The 19,057-nt window shown below is 62.8% G+C and carries 13 protein-coding genes and 2 pseudogenes; 9 read left to right on the plus strand and 6 right to left on the minus strand.

Annotated elements, in window-relative coordinates:
- Positions 1-293 precede the first annotated feature (293 nt).
- Both ACO54Z_RS01710 and ACO54Z_RS01715 read left to right on the plus strand, forming a co-directional pair.
- Positions 294-1,277, plus strand: coding sequence for a TRAP transporter substrate-binding protein (locus tag ACO54Z_RS01710; protein WP_485995457.1), 984 nt, complete (start codon positions 294-296; stop codon positions 1,275-1,277).
- 241 nt (positions 1,278-1,518) lie between these two features.
- Entirely contained in the window at positions 1,519-2,274 is a 756-nt protein-coding gene (locus tag ACO54Z_RS01715) for an FCD domain-containing protein (RefSeq protein ID WP_485995458.1), read from the plus strand.
- Positions 2,275-2,491: 217 nt separating this feature from the next.
- On the opposite strand, the gene ACO54Z_RS01720 is transcribed toward ACO54Z_RS01715, so the two are convergent.
- The 6 genes from ACO54Z_RS01720 to ACO54Z_RS01745 all read right to left on the minus strand — a co-directional run bounded on the left by ACO54Z_RS01720 (position 2,492) and on the right by ACO54Z_RS01745 (position 9,796).
- Complete coding sequence (locus ACO54Z_RS01720) at positions 2,492-2,983, minus strand: hypothetical protein (RefSeq protein ID WP_485995459.1); 492 nt, start codon at positions 2,981-2,983, stop codon at positions 2,492-2,494.
- A gap of 246 nt (positions 2,984-3,229) precedes the next feature.
- On the minus strand, positions 3,230-3,868 hold the full coding sequence (locus ACO54Z_RS01725) for a bifunctional 4-hydroxy-2-oxoglutarate aldolase/2-dehydro-3-deoxy-phosphogluconate aldolase (protein WP_485995460.1): 639 nt from the start codon (positions 3,866-3,868) through the stop codon (positions 3,230-3,232).
- Positions 3,869-4,052: 184 nt separating this feature from the next.
- On the minus strand, positions 4,053-4,979 hold the full coding sequence (locus ACO54Z_RS01730; RefSeq protein WP_485995461.1) for a sugar kinase: 927 nt from the start codon (positions 4,977-4,979) through the stop codon (positions 4,053-4,055).
- Positions 4,980-5,472: 493 nt separating this feature from the next.
- The gene (locus ACO54Z_RS01735; protein WP_485995462.1) at positions 5,473-7,053 is read right to left on the minus strand and encodes a mannitol dehydrogenase family protein; all 1,581 of its coding nucleotides are present in this window, start codon (positions 7,051-7,053) and stop codon (positions 5,473-5,475) included.
- The gene (gene uxuA / locus ACO54Z_RS01740) at positions 7,050-8,126 is read right to left on the minus strand and encodes a mannonate dehydratase (protein WP_485995463.1); all 1,077 of its coding nucleotides are present in this window, start codon (positions 8,124-8,126) and stop codon (positions 7,050-7,052) included. Before uxuA ends, ACO54Z_RS01735 begins: the two co-directional genes overlap by 4 nt.
- 728 nt (positions 8,127-8,854) lie before the next feature.
- On the minus strand, positions 8,855-9,796 hold the full coding sequence (locus ACO54Z_RS01745) for a hypothetical protein (protein WP_485995464.1): 942 nt from the start codon (positions 9,794-9,796) through the stop codon (positions 8,855-8,857).
- A 205-nt stretch (positions 9,797-10,001) separates the two neighbouring features.
- On the opposite strand from ACO54Z_RS01745, the gene ACO54Z_RS01750 reads away from it, so the two are divergent.
- The 7 genes and pseudogenes from ACO54Z_RS01750 to ACO54Z_RS01780 all read left to right on the plus strand — a co-directional run bounded on the left by ACO54Z_RS01750 (position 10,002) and on the right by ACO54Z_RS01780 (position 19,040).
- A complete protein-coding gene (locus ACO54Z_RS01750) occupies positions 10,002-10,664 on the plus strand; it encodes a TetR/AcrR family transcriptional regulator (protein ID WP_485995465.1) in 663 nt (220 codons plus the stop codon).
- Between the two features lie 110 nt (positions 10,665-10,774).
- Positions 10,775-11,827, plus strand: a complete 1,053-nt coding sequence (locus ACO54Z_RS01755; RefSeq protein WP_485995466.1) for an HlyD family secretion protein — start codon at positions 10,775-10,777, stop codon at positions 11,825-11,827.
- Between the two features lie 367 nt (positions 11,828-12,194).
- Complete coding sequence (locus ACO54Z_RS01760) at positions 12,195-12,908, plus strand: polysaccharide deacetylase family protein (protein ID WP_485995467.1); 714 nt, start codon at positions 12,195-12,197, stop codon at positions 12,906-12,908.
- Between the two features lie 417 nt (positions 12,909-13,325).
- Positions 13,326-13,838, plus strand: a complete 513-nt coding sequence (locus ACO54Z_RS01765; RefSeq protein WP_485995468.1) for an HXXEE domain-containing protein — start codon at positions 13,326-13,328, stop codon at positions 13,836-13,838.
- Positions 13,839-13,844: 6 nt separating this feature from the next.
- Positions 13,845-15,344 (plus strand): annotated as a pseudogene (locus ACO54Z_RS01770) (ATP-binding cassette domain-containing protein); the annotation flags it as partial.
- Between the two features lie 1,545 nt (positions 15,345-16,889).
- Positions 16,890-17,930, plus strand: a pseudogene (locus ACO54Z_RS01775) (ABC transporter permease); the annotation flags it as partial.
- Complete coding sequence (locus tag ACO54Z_RS01780) at positions 17,931-19,040, plus strand: ABC transporter permease (RefSeq protein ID WP_485995469.1); 1,110 nt, start codon at positions 17,931-17,933, stop codon at positions 19,038-19,040.
- The last annotated feature ends 17 nt before the right edge of the window (positions 19,041-19,057 follow it).

Below are 19,057 nucleotides of genomic sequence, written 5' to 3' on the forward strand. Positions count from 1 at the left end.
CCCCTGTGGGGGAGGGGCGGAGGGCACCCATGAAAAAGGCGAAAGCCTTTTTCATGGGAACCGGAGGGTGGGGGCAGCAAACCATCCGCGTAGCGACTGCACCCAAAGCGGAATAACCGCCTCCAGCGCAGCGAACCGCCCGCCGCAACCCGTTGTCACCAACAGTTACAAGCGGGCGACAAGCGCAGTTTAACCAGCGCCAGATAATCGGTCAACCAATTATTGACATTGGTCGAGAAGAAAGGCAAGATAGCCTCATCACCTTGAATCCCCATATCTTAACGGAGCTTCACATGAAAAACCTCAAAAAAGCACTACTGGCTGCCGCCGTCGCCACCCTGGCGCTGGGCGCACAAGCCGCCGTCACCCTCAAACTGAGCCATAACCAAAGCAAGGACATCCCCGTCCACAAAGCGATGCAGGCCTTTGCCGACAAAGTGAAGGAATACACCAACGGCGAAGTCAAAATCCGCATCTACCCCAACGCCCAACTCGGCACACAACGCGAATCCGTCGAACTCGTACAAAGCGGCGGCTTGGCACTCGCCAAAAGCAACGCCGCCGAACTGGAAGCATTCGAGCCGCTCTACAGCGTCTTCAACCAGCCCTACATCTTCAAAAACCAAGACCACTTTTACGACGTCCTCACCAGCGACATCGGCGAAGAAATCCTGAACGCCTCCAAAGACAAAGGCTTCATCGGCATCACCTACTACGACGCGGGCAGCCGCTCCTTCTACGCGGGCAAAGCCATCAAAACCCCGGACGACCTCAAAGGCATGAAAATCCGCGTCCAGCCCAGCCCGACCGCCGTCAAAATGGTTGAACTGCTCGGCGCCAACCCGACGCCCATCGCCTTTGGCGAACTCTACACCGCCCTGCAACAAGGCGTGGTTGACGGCGCCGAAAACAACGAATCGGCGCTGGTCGATAACCGCCACGGCGAAGTCGCCAAATATTACAGCTACGACCGCCACACCATGATCCCGGACGTCCTCGTCATGAGCACCAAAGACTGGGACAAACTCACCCCGGAACAACAACAAGCCATCAAAAAAGCCGCGCGCGAATCCATGATGCTGCAAAAACAACTGTGGGCGGAAAACACCGAAAAAGTCATCAAAGAAGCCAAAGAAAAACTGGGCGTAACCTTCGTGGAAGACGTGGACACCGCCGCCTTTGCCGCAAAAGTCCTGCCGATGCACGACGAAGCGGCCAAAGCCTCACCGCAGGCCGCCGACCTCATCAAACGCATCAAAGAAAAAGCGCCGAAATAAGCGGATACAACGCAGGGTGGGGCTTGCCCCACCGCGCCCCCTGTACCGTTTACATACACCATGAGCGCTCAAGTGTATGTAAATCACCCAACCGACCCACAACGAATAACTCACACAAAACCCCAACCCGCCCCCGCAGCCCGCGCGAGCGGGTTTTCCGTGGCTTGCCCCTGCCCTGCCCCCTTGCCCCCGCCCTTCAGACGGCATAACCTGCACGCTGAACCTCCATACCCCACTAACCATGAGCCAAATCGTTACCAGCCGCCGCTACCCCGAAGTCGCCGCCGAACTGCGACAAATCATCCGGCGTGGCGGCTTCGCCGTCGGCGACAAAATGCCCGCCGAACGCCAACTTGCCGAACAGCTTGACGTCAGCCGCGCGCTGCTGCGCGAAGCGCTGATCATGCTGGAAATCCAGGGACTGGTCGAAGTGCGGCAGGGGTCGGGTGTCTATATCGTCCGCCTGCCCGACGATGGCGCGGCGAAAACCGACGACAGCGACATCGGCCCGTTTGAGCTGATGCAGGCGCGGCAAGTACTGGAAAGCAGCATCGCCGAAGTGGCGGCGCTGACCGTCACCAAAGCCGACATCGAAGCACTGCAACGCATCCTGCAAATCCAGGAACAGGAAGTACGCGACGGCATCACCGACTACAGCAGCGACGAACAATTCCACCTGCGCGTCGCCCAGGCGACGCAAAACAGCGTTCTCGCCGAGAGCGTCAACCGCCTCTGGCTCCAGCGCCGCGCCAGCCCGATGTGGGAACAACTGCACCGCCACATCACCCACACCACCTACTGGCAGCGCTGGCTGGAAGACCACCGCGTTATCTTGAACGCCTTGAAACGCAAAGACCCGGTCGCCGCGCGCCATGCGATGTGGCAACACCTGGAAAACGTGCGCGAAACCCTGCTGATGCTATCCGACGTGGACGCGCCCGAATTTGACGGCTACCTCTTTCAAAGCCTGCCTATCAACATCCCGCCCGCGCAGTAGCACCCCAAAAAAACCGCCAGCGATGGCGGTTTTTTTGGGGCGGGATGGCGGCAAATTACGGATTGCGCTACGCCTCAGCCAACAACCGGATAGCTTCGGCATTCACCCTACGAGTTGATACACGCGCGCAAAACGTGTCGCTATCAAATACTTTATCGTCTCATTATCCCCTCCGCCGTAGCGGGAGAAGGAGATTTTCCGTTACCGCCGCCAAGCGTTATTGCCCTGCCAGCGGCAGCGGGCGGACGCAATGACCGGCGCAGCTTTCGTCCACAATCCACTGTTCGCCGCGCCGCCAGGTCTGGAGTGCGATGCGGTAGGGTTCTTCTACCGGGTTGGGGACAACGGCGTGTCCCTTGCCGCTGAGGATGACTTCGGCGGCGCTTTTATCGTCGCGGTAATGCACGGCTCCGATGCGCGGCGTGCCGTAGTCGTAGCCGTTGAGCGTCTGGAGATAGGCGGTGGCGGCGCTTGCCGGGTCGGGAAAGCCGCTGGCATCCGGGTTGCAGCCCAGGTCGGTGGCACTCAGGGCAACGCGCCAGCCGCCGGCATCGCGGGCAAGCGGGACGCCCATGCTGTCCCGCCCCTGCGGCGTTTCGACGTGCAGGGTGACGGTGTAATCGTTGCCGTCGTGCTGCACGTCGTGCGCGATGATGCGGCGGGCGGGCAGCGGCTGTGCGGTGAGGATTTGCGCGAGGCATTGTTGCATGGCGCTGCGGTAACGGGCGCTGTCGGCGGTGCCGGGCGGGATGGCAAGCAGCGCGGCGGCTGCGGCGCTGTCGCCGTCAATGAGTGCCTGCGCGAAGGTTTGCGCAGTTTGTGCCGCGTCTTCGTTGGTGGCGTGCGCCAGCGTGGTCGCGCCGAGGGCGAGAAGGAGCAGGTTTTTTTTTCATGGCGGGTTCTCCGGTTGTGGGGGTGATATGGGCATTTTATCGCCACCCCACCGGTGGATGCCTTACGCCGCCTGCACCAGTGCCACCGCCTCACGCGAGAGGCGGGCGACCTCGTCCCAGTTTTGCGCGGCGAGCAGTGATTTTTCCACCATCCACGAGCCGCCGCAGGCGATGACGTTCGGCAGCGCGAGATAATCGCGGATGTTTTTCACGCCGATGCCGCCGGTCGGCATCACTTGCAGCATCGCATACGGCGCGAGCAGCGCTTTGAGCATTTTGAGGCCGCCGCTGGCTTCCGCCGGGAAGAATTTGACGGTGTGGATGCCCAGCTCCAGCGCCGCTTCAATCGCCATCGGGTTGTTGATGCCGGGGGTGATGGCGATGCCCATGTCCTGACAGGCCTTGACCGTGTTCGGGTTGAAACCGGGGCTGACGATGAAATCCGCGCCCGCCTGTTGCGCCGCTTTCGCCTGCGCCGCGTTCAGAACGGTACCGGCGGCGATGAGCATTTCCGGCTGGGCGTCGCGCAGGCGGCGGATGGCGTCAATGGCGGCGGCGGTGCGGAAGGTGATTTCGGCGGCAGGAATGCCGCTTTGCAACAACGCTGCGCCGAGCGGCACCGCGTCTTCGGCGCGCTCAAGGGCGATGACCGGGACGATTTTCAGCGCTTGCAGGCGGGGGGTGAGGGTTTCGATATTCATGGAGGCTCCGGGGTTTTGGTTGTTGGGGTAATGGTTTCGGGCGGTCTTGTTTGGCAGCGGAGTTGAATCGCTTAACCCCACCCCGCCCCTCTCCCACAGGGGGAGGGAGCAGAACGGTGCGGTTTTCGCGCGATGGTTGCCGTATTTCCGGTAGTAAGTCCATCACGGTGGGGCAAGCCCCACCCTACCCTTCCAGGCGGCAGTATTCTGCCGGGATGATAGCGCCTTTGTGCTGGATGACGATGGCGGCGAGGCGGTTGCCCGCGCGGCAGCATTCTGCCGCATCCGCACCTTGCAGATAGCGGGCGAGGAAGCCGGCGTTGAAGGCATCGCCGGCCGAGGTGGTGTCCACCACGCGCGCGACGGTTTCGCCCTTGACGGCAATGCGTTCGTCGCACGCCGCGTACAGCGCACCATCAGCGCCGCGTTTGACCACGATTTTGTCCACGCCTGCCGCTTGCAGGCGGGCGATGGTGGCCTCCACGTCAGCGTCCTCCCACAGCGCGCGCTCATCGTCATCGGTCATCAGCGCCAAGTGAACGTGCGGCAAGAGGCGGGCGTAGGCGGCGCGGGTCTCGTCGCGGCTCTGCCACAGCGCCGGGCGGTAGTTGCCGTCGAAAACGATTTGTACGCCTTGGGCGGCGCAGGCGGCAAGGCGGTCGGTGAGGCGGTCGCGGTCGGCGGGCGGCAGGATGGCGAGGCTGATGCCGCTCAAATAGATGGCATCAAATCCGGCGAGGGCGGCGTCCACCTGCGGCCAGTCGGGGTGTTGCAGCAGGTAGCGCGCCGCCGACTGGTTGCGCCAGTAGAGGAAGGTGCGTTCGCCTGCGGCGTCAAGCTGGATGAGGTAGAGGCCGGGTTGGCGCGTGGGGTCGGTCAAGACGTGGCGGGTGTCGATGCCGTCGGCCTGCCAACGCGCTTTCATGCCACGGCTGAGCGGGTCATCGCCGAGCGCGGTGAGGTAGTGGACGCGGACGGCATCGGGCGGGGCGACGCGGGCGAGGTAGGTGGCGGTGTTGAGGCTGTCGCCGCCGTAGGTTTGGCGCATGGTGCCGAACGGCTCGCCGTTCAGTTCAATCATGCATTCGCCGATAAGTGCAAGGGTTTTCATGGGTTTAGGTTGTAGGGTGGGTCTTGACCCACCGTTAGAATGGGTAGGTTGGGTTAGCGTGTAGGGGCGGTTAGGGTGAAGCCCGTAACCGCCCGTGCAGGGAAATTGCCCAAACCATTGCTGCGGACGGTGCGCCAAGGCGCACCCTATGGTTTTTTGCGATGGCGGCGCGGCGGTGGGGCAAGCCCCCACCCTACGACGTTTTAGTGTGTAGGTTGGGTTAGGCGAAGCCGTAACCCAACATTTGGGGTGAGGTTTGTAGTTCAGTTTCGTTGGGTTACGCGCTGCGCGCTAACCCAACCTACGAACTGGCTGTAAGTTCATCATGGTGGGGCAAGCCCCACCCTACGACGTTTTAGCGTGTAGGGGCGGTTAGGGCGAAGCCCGTAACCGCCCGTGCAGGGAAATTGCCCAAACCATTGCTGCGGACGGTGCGCCAAGGCGCACCCTATGGTTGTTACGATGGCGGCGCGGCGGTGGGGCAAGCCCCACCCTACGTTAAATGTTTACGCAAGGTCGCCCTGACCGCGCCGTTGCCCGCAAGCATTTCGCGCAGGTAGCCCTCCACTTTCTCGCCGAGGCCGACGGCGTACAGATCCACGCCGAAGATGCCGGTGTCGGCAAGGAGTTCGCGTACGTTGCCGAGGTTGTCGCTGCCGAGGCGCACGCCTGCCAGTTTCGCCTGTGCGCTTTCGAGCAGCGGGTCGGAGCTGCATTCAAACGGCTGGCCGTTGTCATCGACGCCGAGCAGGTAGCGGCACCAGCCCGCCAGCACCAGCGGGATGGCGGTGAGCGCGGCCGCGTTCGCGCCGTGCGCCTTGATGGTCTGGCCGAAGCGGATGGCGAGTTTTTGCGAGGTATCGGTGGCGATGCGCTGCGGCGTGTCCGGGATGTAGGGGTTGGGCAGGCGCACGTTCACCACTTCGTCGATGAAGGTTTGCGGGTCAAGGATGCCGGGGTTGACGACCACCGGCAGCCCTTCGCGGTAGCCGACGGCACGCGCCAGCGCCAGCAGTTCGGCGTCCTGCATTTCAGCGTGAATGCTGGTGTAGCCGAGGAGGCAGCCGTAGATGGCGAGCGCGGTGTGGATGGGGTTCAAGCAGGTGGTGACTTTCATCGTCTCCACTTTGTTCACGGTGTCGCGGTCGGCAAAGAGGACGCCCGCCTGTTCCAGCGGCGGGCGGCCATTGGGGAAGGTGTCTTCGATGACGAGGTATTCGAGTTCTTCGGCGTTGACGTAGGGCGCGATATAGGTGTTTTTGCCGGTAATCACCGCTTCCATGCCGTCGAGGCCGTCCGCTTTGAGGCGTTCGGCGACGCCGGGGTCGGGGCGCGGCGTGATTTTGTCAATCATCGTCCACGGGAAGGCGACTTTGGTGCTCTCCAGCCAGGCGACGAATTCGGGCGCGACGTGGCCAGCGCTTTGCCAGGCGTGGGCGAATTCCATGATGACGGCGCGCAGTTTTTCGCCGTTATGCGACATGTTGTCCATGCTGACCAGCGCGAGCGGCGCGCCACCTGCGCGCCAGCGCGCGTGCAGCAGGGCGACAATGTCGCCGATGTAGCTTTGCGGGCGGGTGGTGCCGTCCTTGAAGTCAGCGGCGACGGCGGGGTAGTAAGCGCCGTCGCGGTCTTTGATGGCGTAGCCTTTTTCGGTGATGGTCAGGCTGACCAGTTGCAGGCTGGGCGCGGCGGCGATGGCTTGCAGGCGCTCGAAGTGGTCGCGCATGGTCAGCGATTCGATGACGCTGGCGAGGACGATTTTGTCCAGGGTGCGGTCGCCCTTGAGGCGGACGTAGATGCTCAGGTTGTCGCAGGGGCGGTAGGCTTTTTCGATGATTTCCGGGTCGAAGCCCTCGGCGACGATGATGCCGCTTTCAGCGTCGCGCTGGTTGAGCAGGCGCTGCTGCGCATGGGCGAGAAAGGCGCGGAAGATGTTGCCCGCGCCGAGGTGCAGCCAGCGCGGCGTGGCGAGGGTGGCGGCGCGCACGCGCGGGATGTCGTACAGCGGCAGTTCGTAGCCGTGTTCCTGCCACCAGGCCTTGTTTTGCAGGGCGTTCAGGGTGAGTTTCATGCCTGCCCCCGCGCTGCTTTTTCGCACATATCCCACACGCCCTGAATGTACATGATGCCGAGCGCGCGGTCGTAGAGGCCGTAGCCGGGGCGGCATTGTTCGCCCCAAATGTGGCGACCGTGGTCGGGGCGGTAGTAGCCGGTGAAGCCGACGTCGTGATAGGCGCGGACGATGGCGGCGATGTCAAGCGAGCCGTCGCTGCTCAAATGCGAGGTTTCGACGAAATCGCCGTTGGCGAAGCGCTTGATGTTGCGGATGTGGGCGAAAGGGATGCGCTCGTGGAAGTCATGAATCATCTGCACGATGTCGTTGTCCGGGTTCGGGCCGAGTGCGCCGCTGCACAGGGTCAGGCCGTTGCTGGGGCTCTCGACCATCTCCAGTATCGCCTTGAGGTCGCTGTAATTCTTGACGATGCGCGGCAGGCCGAAGATGGAAAACGGTGGATCATCCGGGTGAATGCCCATCTTGATACCCGCCTGCTCGGCGGTGGGGATGATGGCTTCGAGGAAATACTTGAGGTTGCGGCGCAAATCGTCTTCGCTCACGGATTTGTAAGCGTCGAACAATTTGTCTAGATGGGCGAGACGCTCCGGCTCCCAACCGGGGAGCGTCAAGCCGTTCGAGCCTTCTTCCACGCTTTTCACCAAGGCTTTGGGATCCAAGCCTTCCATCGCCGAGGCGTCGTAAAACAGCGCGGTCGCGCCATCAGCCATCGGATGGAAAAGGTCGGTGCGCATCCAGTCAAACACCGGCATGAAGTTGTAGCAAACGACCTTCACCCCGTGCTTGCCCAGATTGCGCAGACTTTCCTTATAGTTCTCAATATATTGCTCGCGATCTGGCGTGCCGAGTTTGATCGCCTCATGCACATTGACGCTCTCCACCACGTCAATATTGAGGCCGTATTTGCCTGCCTGCGCCTTGACTTCAGCGATGCGCGTCTCCGGCCAGACCTCGCCCGCCGCAAGATCGTGCAGCGCCCAGACGACGCCGGTCATGCTCGGAATCTGGCGGATTTGTTCGAGGGTGACGGTGTCATTGCCTTCGCCATACCAGCGAAAAGTGGTTTTCATGTGTGATTACTCCTGATGGTTCGCCGCAATGGGCGGAAGTGTTAAACCAAAAATAGCGCACGCCAAACGCGGTGGCGGCTGTAGCGGCGACATATTGCCACCGCCATCCGCCTGATGCAAGAAATGGTGAACCAGTTTTGTAGTTTTGTTTGACCATTGTATTGTCCGACTCATAGGGTGCGCCTGTCGCAAATTCGGCAGTCATTGCCGCGACCGCAACCAATATGCCCCTCCTCCGTGGGGTTCGCCCGTTTCCCCGCCGATGTTTTGTAGTCATAGCCGTAGGTCGGGCATTCATGCCCGACGTTTTCGATGTTGACCATAAATGGCCGAGCTGCGTCAGTGGATGAATCCATATCGGTAATAATCATGAGTTCGCTACCCCCTCCCTAACCCTCCCCCGCTGCGCTTCGCTGCGGGGGAGGGAACTCATCGGTTGCGAAAATAGCAATAATTTCATAACTATCCATATGCGATACGGCAGCAGTTATTTGAATCTGCCGCAGAACGGCTCCCTCCCCCGTGGGGGAGGGCCGGGGTGGGGTTCGCCCGTTTCTCCGCCGATGTTTTGTAGTCATAGCCGTAGGTCGGGCATTCATGCCCGACGTTTCGATGTCGGCCATAAATGGCCGACCTGCGTCAGTGGATGAATCCATAGCGGTAATAGTCGTGAGTTCGCTACCCCCTCCCCCGCTGCGCTTTGCTGCGGGGGAGGGGAAACCGACGCGCTATTGCCGCTGGTAAATCAGTACGGCGCGGTCGTCGAAGCTGTAGTTGTTCTTGCTCACGCCCTTGGTGGACGGGTGCTTGATGCGCATCGGGTCGTCCGCCAGCTCCGCTTTCAGCGTGGTTTCGTAGCTGTCGATGGTCGCCTGTGGCGGGTAGGTTTCGTAGCCGTCCGAGCTGAGTTCGATGGTTTGCGGCGCTTTTTCAAATTGCCACACGCGCAGTTTTTCCGGCGGGATAGGGAAGCCGTCAATCGCCCAGAACTGGAAGGCTTCCGGCGCCTGCGGGTTGTTCTGAAATTCGGCCTGGCGTTGCAACAGCGGCAGGATGTAGTAGCGGCCGACGTCGTTGTCGCGCACCTGCTCGTCGGTCAGACCAAGGGTTTTGATGGTCTTGACGCGCAGGTCGCTGTTTAAGGTGTCAACCAGTTTTTCTTCGTCGTTGTAATTCTTGCCGTCAATGCGCGCCTTGGAGTCGCCGATGGCGACCAGTTCGTTGCTGTCAAGGTTGTACCAGATGAGCGTCGCCGTCGGGCGGTACAGTGGCTCTTTGGCGAAGTCAATGTCGCGGTTCGCCGCGTAGAATTTTTGGTATTCGTCGTTGATGCGCTTCAGGATTTCTTCTTTTCCGGTGTTCGGCGGCAGGCTCTGGAAGACGCCCTGGATGATGTCGCGGCTGACGCGACCTCCTTTTTTGCCGTCGTAGCTTTTGCCGGATTTGTCGGTGGCGCCGTCAAACACGGCGAGGTAGTGGTCGTTGTAAAACAGGCCGTCTTCGCAAACGGCGTTGTTTTTTTCGCCCGCGCCTTTTTTGCTTTCGATGAAGTAGGCGATTTTGCCGCTCTTGAGTGCCTGTTCGGTCGCCTTGCTGTATTGCAGGTCGTCTTTGGCAACGGCGGCGAGGCTGACGGTGGCGATTGCGGCGGAAAGTATGAGTTTTTTCATGGTCTGCTCCGGGTTGCGGGAATGGATTTCGGGGGAAGCGGTCGCTTCTCGCCACTATCTTGCCACCGGCGGGGGTTGAATACAATGATTGGTTGACCAATATAACTATTTTCGTATTTTTGGTTGGGCGATTCCAAGACTGGACACCCGTCCAGCGGCTGTTTTATACTTTGGACACTTGTCCAATCAGCTGAACGGTATCCCGATGTCTGTTGCTGCCCTTTCTGAATCGCCGTCCGATTCGGCGCGCGAGGTTTTTCTCGCTGCCGGGATGCGGCTCTATCCTTCCCACGGTTATCAGCGCCTGTCGGTGCGGCTGCTCGCCGCCGAGGCGGGTTTGAGTCCGGGGATGTTTCATCATTTGTTTGCGAGCAAGGAGGCGTTTGTCGCGGAAGTGTTGCAGCGCAAATACGACGCCGCTTTTGCCGAGTTGCAGTTGCAGGTGCGCCCCGGTCGCGGCGTGCGCGAGAATTTGCGCGATGCCATGCGTTTTCTCGCTTTTTTTGCGCGCGCGCATCTGGACTGGATTGTGCGGGTGTTTGCCGATGCGGCGGCCGCGCCGGCGGTGCGCGAGTTTGTCAGCGATTATGCCGGGATGCGCCATATCGCGCTGATGCTGGATTTGCTCGACCGCGCCGAACGGCAGGGGCTGCTGGTGCCTGCCGCGCCGTTGCAGCGTTCGTCGTTTTTGATGGGCTCGGTGCTGGCGCCGCTCCTGGTCGGTTCGCAGTTGCAGGCGGCGGGGATGTTGCCGGATTTTCTCGCGGCGGGGTTTTCGTCGCAGGTGACGGATGATGCGGCGCTGTTGCAGCGCATTGACTGGGCGCTGGAGGTGTTGTTTGTGGCGGATGCGGAGTGCAAGGCGTAATGCCTGAAATATCACCGCACATATCGCGAGTAACCCCTCCCCCACAGGGGGAGGAGGGGGCAGTCCGGTGTGGCATCGCACCGCATTTTTTTGAATCACTGGAGAGGTTTATGAGAAAGGTTTTATTGCTTGTGTTGCTCGCGGCGGCTGCCGGGGGCGGCTGGTGGGCGTATCACCGCCAGGAGGCGGCGGCGTTGCCGAATTTTGTTGTCCATTCCAACGGGCGGCTGGAGTTGAACCGCCTCGATGTCGCCAGCCTCTATCCGGGGCGGGTGGAGCGCGTGCGTGTTGCCGAGGGCGATGCGGTAAAGCCCGGCGATGTGCTGGTGGAATTGTCTTCGGCGCAGAGCAGCGGCCAGTTGGCGGCAGCGCAGGCGGCGACCTTGCGCGCCACCGAGCTGGTGCAGCGCGCCCGTGCCGGCGTACAGCAGGCGCAGCAAACGGTCGCACGGGCGGACGCGGAAATCGCCGCCTACAGGCAGCAGCAGAAGGTGGCGAAGCTGGAGCTGGACAATGCGAAGCAGATGCGGCGCGAGGATTTGGTGTCGGCGTCGGAGCTGGCCAAGCGGCAGGCGGATTTTGACCGCGCGGTGGCGAGCGTGAAGGCGGCGCAGGCGGCGCGGGCGGAAGCGCAGGCGGCGGTCGCGCAGGGTCAGGCGGCGGTGGCCGAGGCCGAGGCGGGGGTCAAGCAGGCCACCGCGCAGGCGGACACGGCGGCCTCTGCCGATGCGGACATGGCGATTCGCAGTCCGGCGGCGGCGCGGGTGGAGTACCGCCTGGTTGAGCCGGGGACGGTCATCGGCGCGGGCAGCCGCGTCATCAGCCTGCTCGACCCGGAAGACGTTTATATGAATGTCTTTGTGCCGAACGCGGTGATGGCGTCGCTGCGCGTCGGCGACGAGGCGCGCATCGTGCTGGACGGCATCGACGCGGTCTTCCCGGCGGAGATTGGCTTTATCGCGGAGCAGGCGCAGTTCACGCCGAAGTCGGTGGAGACGATGAGCGAGCGGCAAAAGCTGGTGTTCCGCGTCAAATTGCGCGTGCCGAAGGACGTCGCGCGGCGCTATGACCGCCTGCTCAAGGGCGGCATGACCGGCGACGGCTACCTGCGCCGCGACAGCGCGCAACCGTGGCCGCTGGCGCTGGAGGTGAAGTTGCCGTGAGAGAAAGCCCCGCCCTCTGTGGGGGAGGGGCGGAGGGCACCCATGAAAAAGGCGAAAGCATTTTTCATGGGAACCGGGGGGTGGGGTTAGCCCGCATACCGCCGATGTTCATTCAACCACCGACGCAGGTCGCCCATATGGCCAACGATAACGATGTCGGGCATGAATGCCCGACCTACGACACGGCAGGCGAAACACCACCGCGCGTACCGCCACTAATCCCACCCCAACCCTCCCCCACAGGGGGAGGGGGTAGAACGGCGGAATTGCAGGCATTTGTTCCCGCATCCACCCCCGAAACCCCGCCCATTTACATACACCTGAGCGCTCAAGGTGTATGTAAATCGCCCACAACCCGGAGAAACCCATGAACCCCCGCCGTTATCGCAAAACCCTTGCCGTCCTCGCCTGCCTGTCCGTGCTGGCGGCGGTTTACTGGCTGATGAACAGCCGCTGTTTTCAGCTTGTCGGCGAACTGGTCTGTCGTGGCGACGGCGGGCGGGCGCAGGTCGCGCTGACGTTTGACGACGCACCGCTGCCGCAGACCACCGAAGCGGTGCTGGCGACGCTGGCGGAGAAGCAGGTGCGCGGTACCTTTTTCGCCATTGGCGCGCAGATGGCGGCGCAGCCGCAGCTCACGCGGCGCATCGTCGCCGAGGGACACCAGCTCGCCAACCATTCCTGGTCGCACCCGCGTTTCCTGCTGAAATCACCCGCCTTTATCGCGCGCGAGATTGACGATACAGAAGCGCAAATCCGCGCCGCGGGCTATCGCGGTAAGGCGTATTTCCGCCCGCCCTACGGCAAGAAGCTGCTCGGCCTGCCGTGGGCGCTGAAACAGCGCGGTATCACCACGGTGATGTGGGATGTGGATGCCGACCGCTTCCGCGCGCAAGGGGCGGCGGCGATGGCCGCGCAAACGGTCGCCGCCGCCCGCCCCGGCAGCATCATCCTGCTGCATCCGTTTTGCGCGGAAGAATGCGCCACCGACCGCGCCGCCCTGCCGCTGATGATTGACGGCCTGCGCGCGCGAGGCTTTGCACTGGTTACGGTGGCGGAATTGTTGGAGGGGACGCCATGAAGCGGAAGCTGCGCTGCGTTTTTGCTGCACCCACCCTCTCTCTTTGCTGCACCAGCAATGCTTGTAACAGCTCAGGAATACACGAACCAACCATCGAATATGAAAGAAATGCCTCTACCCCCTCCCCAACCCTCCCCCGCTGCGGACGCTGCGCGTCCTGCGAGGGAGGGGGCAGAACGGCGGAAGATTGGATGGCGGTTGGCGTATCGCGCTATCGCTATTTGCGGAACCCGCAACACCTGTTTCCACGGAAAGACTCCCTCCCCCGTGGGGGAGGGGCGGGACTTCCCTTGAAAAAGGCGAACGCCTTTTTCAAGGGAACCCGGGGTGGGGGCAGCAAGCAACCCGCGCAGCTCCCTTTTTACATACACCCAAGCGCTCATCGTGTATGTAAATCACCACAACCCGGAGAAACCCATGAATCTGCCCGTCCTTGCCCTGTCGCTGCCGCTGGTATTTATGCTGCACGATTTCGAGGAGCTGATTGGCGCCGAACCCTGGCTGCACGCCAACCGTGCCGCACTGTTGCAGCGTTTTCCGCGCCTCGCGCCGCCGTTGCTCGCGCATATGCAGCGCATGGCCGGTGCGCCTTTTACTTGCAGCGTGTGCCTGCTGTTTGTGCTGCTGACGCTGCTGTCGTGCTACGCGGCGCTGAGCGGCGATTACCGCCTCTGGTACGGCGTGCTGGTGGCGTTTACCGCGCATTTGTTCGTCCATCTGCTGCAATGGGCGCTGTGGCGGCGCTATATTCCCTGCATCCTCACCAGTCTGCTTGCGCTGCCCTACGGGTTTTGGGCGCTGGCGCAGGATTTCCCGCTGACGGCGGCGGAGAAATGGCATTGGAGCGGCGTCGCGGCGCTGCTCGTCCTCGCCCTGCTGGCGCTGTTGCACCTATTCATGCCACGCCTCGCCCGCTGGCTCAACCGGTAACTGCTTATGACCGCCCTCACCATCTCCCACCTCAGCCACCGCTACGGCAAGACGCTGGCGCTGAACGACCTTTCCCTCACCCTGCCGCGCGGGCTGACCGTCGGCCTCATCGGCCCGGACGGCGTCGGCAAATCGACCCTGCTCGGTCTGATTGCTGGCGTGCGCCAGTTGCAACAGGGCGAGTTGCACGTCCTCGGCGGCGATATGCGCAAGCCTGCCGACCGCCTTGCGCTGTCGCACCGCATCGCCTATATGCCGCAGGGGCTGGGGCGCAATCTCTATCCGACGCTGTCGGTCTATGAAAACATCGACTTCCACGCCCGCCTTTTCGGCCTGCCCGCAGGCGAGCGCCGCGCCCGCATCCGGCGGCTGTTGGACGCGACCGGCCTCGCGCCCTTTCCCGACCGCGCCACCGGCAAACTCTCCGGCGGGATGAAGCAGAAGGCGAGCCTGTGCTGCGCGCTGGTGCATTCACCCGATTTGCTGATTCTGGACGAGCCAACCACCGGCGTCGATCCGCTGTCGCGCCGCCAGTTCTGGGCGCTGGTGCATGATTTGCAACGGGAAACGGCGGGGATGACGGTGCTGGTCGCCACCGCCTACATCGAAGAAGCGGAGCCGTTCGCGCAACTGTGGGCGATGGACGCGGGCAAGCTGCTGGTGAACGCGCCGACGCGCGAAGTGATGGCCGGACACGCCAACCTCGAAGAAGCCTACATCCGCCTGTTGCCGCCGGAAAAACAACAGGGTACGGGCGGACTGGATTTGACGCCGTTTGTCGCCAACCCGTCGTTGCCACCGGCGATTGAGGCGCACCATCTCACCAAGCGCTTCGGCGATTTCACCTCGGTGGATGACGTCAGCTTCACCATCCAGCAGGGCGAAATTTTCGGCTTCCTCGGCAGCAACGGCTGCGGCAAATCAACGACGATGAAAATGCTCACCGGCCTGCTCCAGGCGACGAGCGGCACGGCGGAACTGCTTGGCGCGCCGGTCGATGCGGGCAGCGTGGCGACGCGGATGCGCGTCGGCTACATGTCGCAGGCGTTCTCGCTTTACGAAGAGCTCACCGTGCGGCAAAACCTCGCCCTGCACGCCCGCCTCTACCGCCTCGGCGCGCGCGGCAAGGCGGCGATTGCCGACGCCCTGGCGCAGTTTGACCTGGCAGACGTCGCCGACGTCAAACCGGCCGCGTTGCCGCTCGGCATCCGCCAACGGCTGCAACTGGCCGCCGCCTGCCTGCACCGCCCGGAAGTGCTGATACTGGACGAACCCACATCGGGCGTCGATCCGGCGGCGCGGGATATGTTCTGGCGGCACCTGCTGCGGATGTCGCGCGAAGACAAAATCACCATTTTTGTAACGACCCACTTCATGAACGAAGCGGCGCGCTGCGACCGCATCTCCTTCATGCACCAGGGGCGGGTACTGGCGATTGGCACCCCGGCGGAACTGGTAGCGCAGTATCAGGCGCCGAATTTGGAGGAGGCGTTTGTGCAGTATCTGCTGCTGGATGAGGCGGCGCAGAAGGGGAAGGCGGGAGAAATGCCAACCGCACCCGCCTCACCCGCCGAACTGCCCCCCTCCCCCTGTGGGGGAGGGGCGGAGGGCACCCATGAAAAAGGCGAAAGCCTTTTTCATGGGAACCGGGGGGGTGGGGTTCGCCCGCATACCACCGATGCCGAAACGTCATTCGAATTACCCCCTCCCTCGCAGGGTGCGCCAGCACCCGCAGCGGGGGAGGGATGGGGTGGGGGTAGCGAACTCACGACTATTACCGACACTGATTCATCCACCGACGTAGATCGGCCATTTATGGCCGACATCGAAAACGTCGGGCATGAATGCCCGACCTACGACACGGCGGACGAAACACTCACCAGCGTACCGCCAGTAACCCCACCCCAGCCCTCCCCCACGGGGGGAGGGAGCCTTACGGTGGAAGAAAGCGCATCTGCTGAAACATCATCATCGCTACCCCCACCCCAACCCTCCCCCGCTGCGGACGCTGGCGCGTCCTGCGAGGGAGGGAGTCTTCCCGTGGGAGAATCGCCAGCCGGTGCCGAATCCCCCGCCGTTCTACCCCCTCCCCCGCAGCGAAGCGCAGCGGGACTGGAACAGCTCGCGCGTAGTGCGAGAAAGGGTTGGGGAGGGGGTAGCGGCCTCACGACTATTGCCGATACCGATTCGTCATCAAACGCAGGCCGGCCATTGATGGCCGACATCAAAAACGTCGGGCATGAATGCCCGACCTACGACACGGCGGGCGAAACACTCACCAGCGTACCGCCAGCAACCCCACCCCAACTTTCTCGCACTACGCGCGAGCTGTCCCAGTCCCCCACAGGGGGAGGGAGCCTTTCCGTGGAAGCAGGCGCATCTGCTGAAACATCATCATCGCTACCCCCGCCCTCCCCCGCTGCGGACGCTGGCGCGTCCTGCGAGGGAGGGAGCCTTTCCGTGGGAGAAGGCGCTTTAGGTTCACCAAACAGCGATGGCGAACTGCCCGCTATCACCATAGACCATACGCCAACCGCGCCCGCTTTCCCCGCCAAACTGCCCCCCTCCCCCTGTGGGGGAGGGAATGGGGGTGGGGGTGGGGTTCGCCCGCATACCGCCGATACTGAAACGTCATCCGAATTACCCCCTCCCCCGCAACGAAGCGCAGCGGGGGAGGGATGGGGAGGGGGTAGCGCCAGCATTTCCGCCTCTGATGTGGAAACGTCATCCGGTACAACGGCGAACGAATCGCCAACCGCGCCTGCTTCCTCCGCCAAACTGCCCCCTTCCCCCGTGGGGGAGGGTCGGGGTGGGGGCAGCAAACCAACCAGCGTAGCTTCCTTCTTAAATGACGCTATCAGCGTTCCTGAAACATCATCCGCTGAAGCCACCGCAACATTACCCCCACCCCCGCCCTCCCCCGCTGCGGACGCTGGCGCGTCCCGCGAGGGAGGGAGTTATTCTTTCCTCCCCTGGCTCGCCACCATCCGCACCTTTGCCATCCGCGAAGGCAAAGAACTCCTGCGCGACCACGTCCGCACCTTCTTCGCCCTCTTTGGCCCGGTCATCCTCATGACCGCCGTCACCTGGGGCGTCTCTTTTGACGTCGGCCAACTCGCCTTTGCCGTGCGCGACCACGACCAGAGCGCGGAGAGCCGCGCCATCACCGAATACTTCAGCGGCTCGGCCAACTTCCGCGCGCTGCCGCCGCTCGCCACCGACGCCGACATTGACACCGCGCTGGAAAGCAGCACCGCGAAAATGGTGATAGACATCCCGCCCGGCTTTGGCCGCGACCTCTTGCGCGGCGACCGCCCCGAACTCGGCTTCTACCTCGACGGCGCCGAATCCTTCAACGCCGCCAGCCTCAACGGCTACATCATGAGCATCCTCGGCGACTACGCCCGCGACCAGGCACACGCGCACGGCATCCGTCTGCCGCCGGACGCCGCCCAACTCGTGCCGCGCTTTCGTTACAACCCCGACTTCAAAAGCATCCTCGCCATCGCGCCGGGCGTCCTCATGCTGGCGCTGTCGCTCTTTCCGGCGATGATGGCGGCGGTCGGCGTGGTGCGCGAACGCGAAATCGGCTCCATTGCCAACTTCTACGCCTCGCCCGCCAGCCGCCTGCAATTTCTGCTGGGCAAACAACTGCCCTACCTCGCCGCCGCCATGCTGAGCTTCCTCATCCTCTACCTGATGATGCGCTACTGGTTCGGCGTACCGCTCAACGGCTCGGCGGCCGCGCTCCTCAGCGGTACCCTGCTGATGTGCGCCACCACCACCGCCACCGGCCTGCTCGTCTCCTGCTTCACCCGCTCGCAAGTCGCCGCCATCTTCATCACCGCCGTCGGCACCGTCATGCCCGCGATGAGCTTCTCCGGCTTCCTCGTCCCCGTCTCCTCACTACAAGGCGGCGCGTACATCATGGGCAAAATCCTGCCGTCGGCGTGGTATGCCAACCTCACCACCGGCACCTTCGTCAAAGGCCTCGGCTACCCCGACCTCGTGCGCGAACACCTCATCCTCGGCAGCTACTACCTGCTCCTGCTCGCGCTCGCCACCGCCAACCTCAAAAAACAGGAGCGCTGAATGACCCGCAACCTCTTGACCCTCATCGGCAAAGAACTGCGCAGCCTGCTCGCCGACCCTATCCTCATCCTTCTTATCGCCTACATGTTCACCGGCATGGTCATCGCCATGTCGCAAAGCAACACCGATATCCGCAACGCCGCCGTCGCCATCATCGACGAAGACCGCTCGTCCTTCAGCCGCCGCCTTGCCGACGCCATCCGCCCGCCCTACTTCCGCGCGCCCGTCGCCATCGAACGCGCCGAAGCAGACGCCGCCATGAACCGTGGCGACTACGTCTTCATCCTCGAAATCCCGCCCAACTTCGAGCGCGACCTCCTCCAAAACCGCGCGCCAGAAATCCTGCTCAACATCGACGCCACCCGCATGAACCAGGGCGGCATCGGCAGCGCCTACCTCGGCCAAATCTTCACACGCGAAATCCGCGCCACCCTCAACACCCCGGCCGCCGCGCCGCCCGTACAACCCGTCATCCGCACCCGCTACAACCCCAACGCCGAAAACGCCTACCAAATGCCCGTCACCGCGCTGGGCAACGCCATCCTGCTGCTGCTCCTGCTGCTTGTCGGCGCGGCGGTCATCCGCGAACGCGAACACGGCACCATCGAACACCTGCTCGTCATGCCCGTCACCGCCAGCGAAATCATGCTGGCGAAAATCCTTGCCAACGGCCTCGTCATCCTCGTCGCCTCCACCGGCTCGCTCCTTGCCATCGTCCACGGCCTCATCGGCGTCCCCATCAACGGCAGCCTCAGCCACTACCTCCTCGGCACCGCGACCTACCTCTTCTCCATCGCCTCCCTGGCCATCATGATCGCGACCCTGACGCCGAGCCTGCAACAATACAGCCTGCTGATGCTGCCGCTGTTCATCATCATGAACCTCTTTTCGGGCGCGACCACCTCACGCAGCAACATGCCCGAACTGGCGCGCGCCCTCAGCGAATACTGGCCGAGCACCCAATACGCCATCTACAGCCAAAGCGTCATCTTCCGCGGCGCGGGGTTGCACGAACTCTGGCCGCAACTGCTGATCATGGGCATCGCCGGCATCCTCTTCCTCGGCCTCGCCCTCATCCGCTTCCGCAAAATGCTCGAACAACAGAACTGAACCATGACCATCGCACG

This window comes from Cardiobacterium sp., from assembly GCF_057314735.1.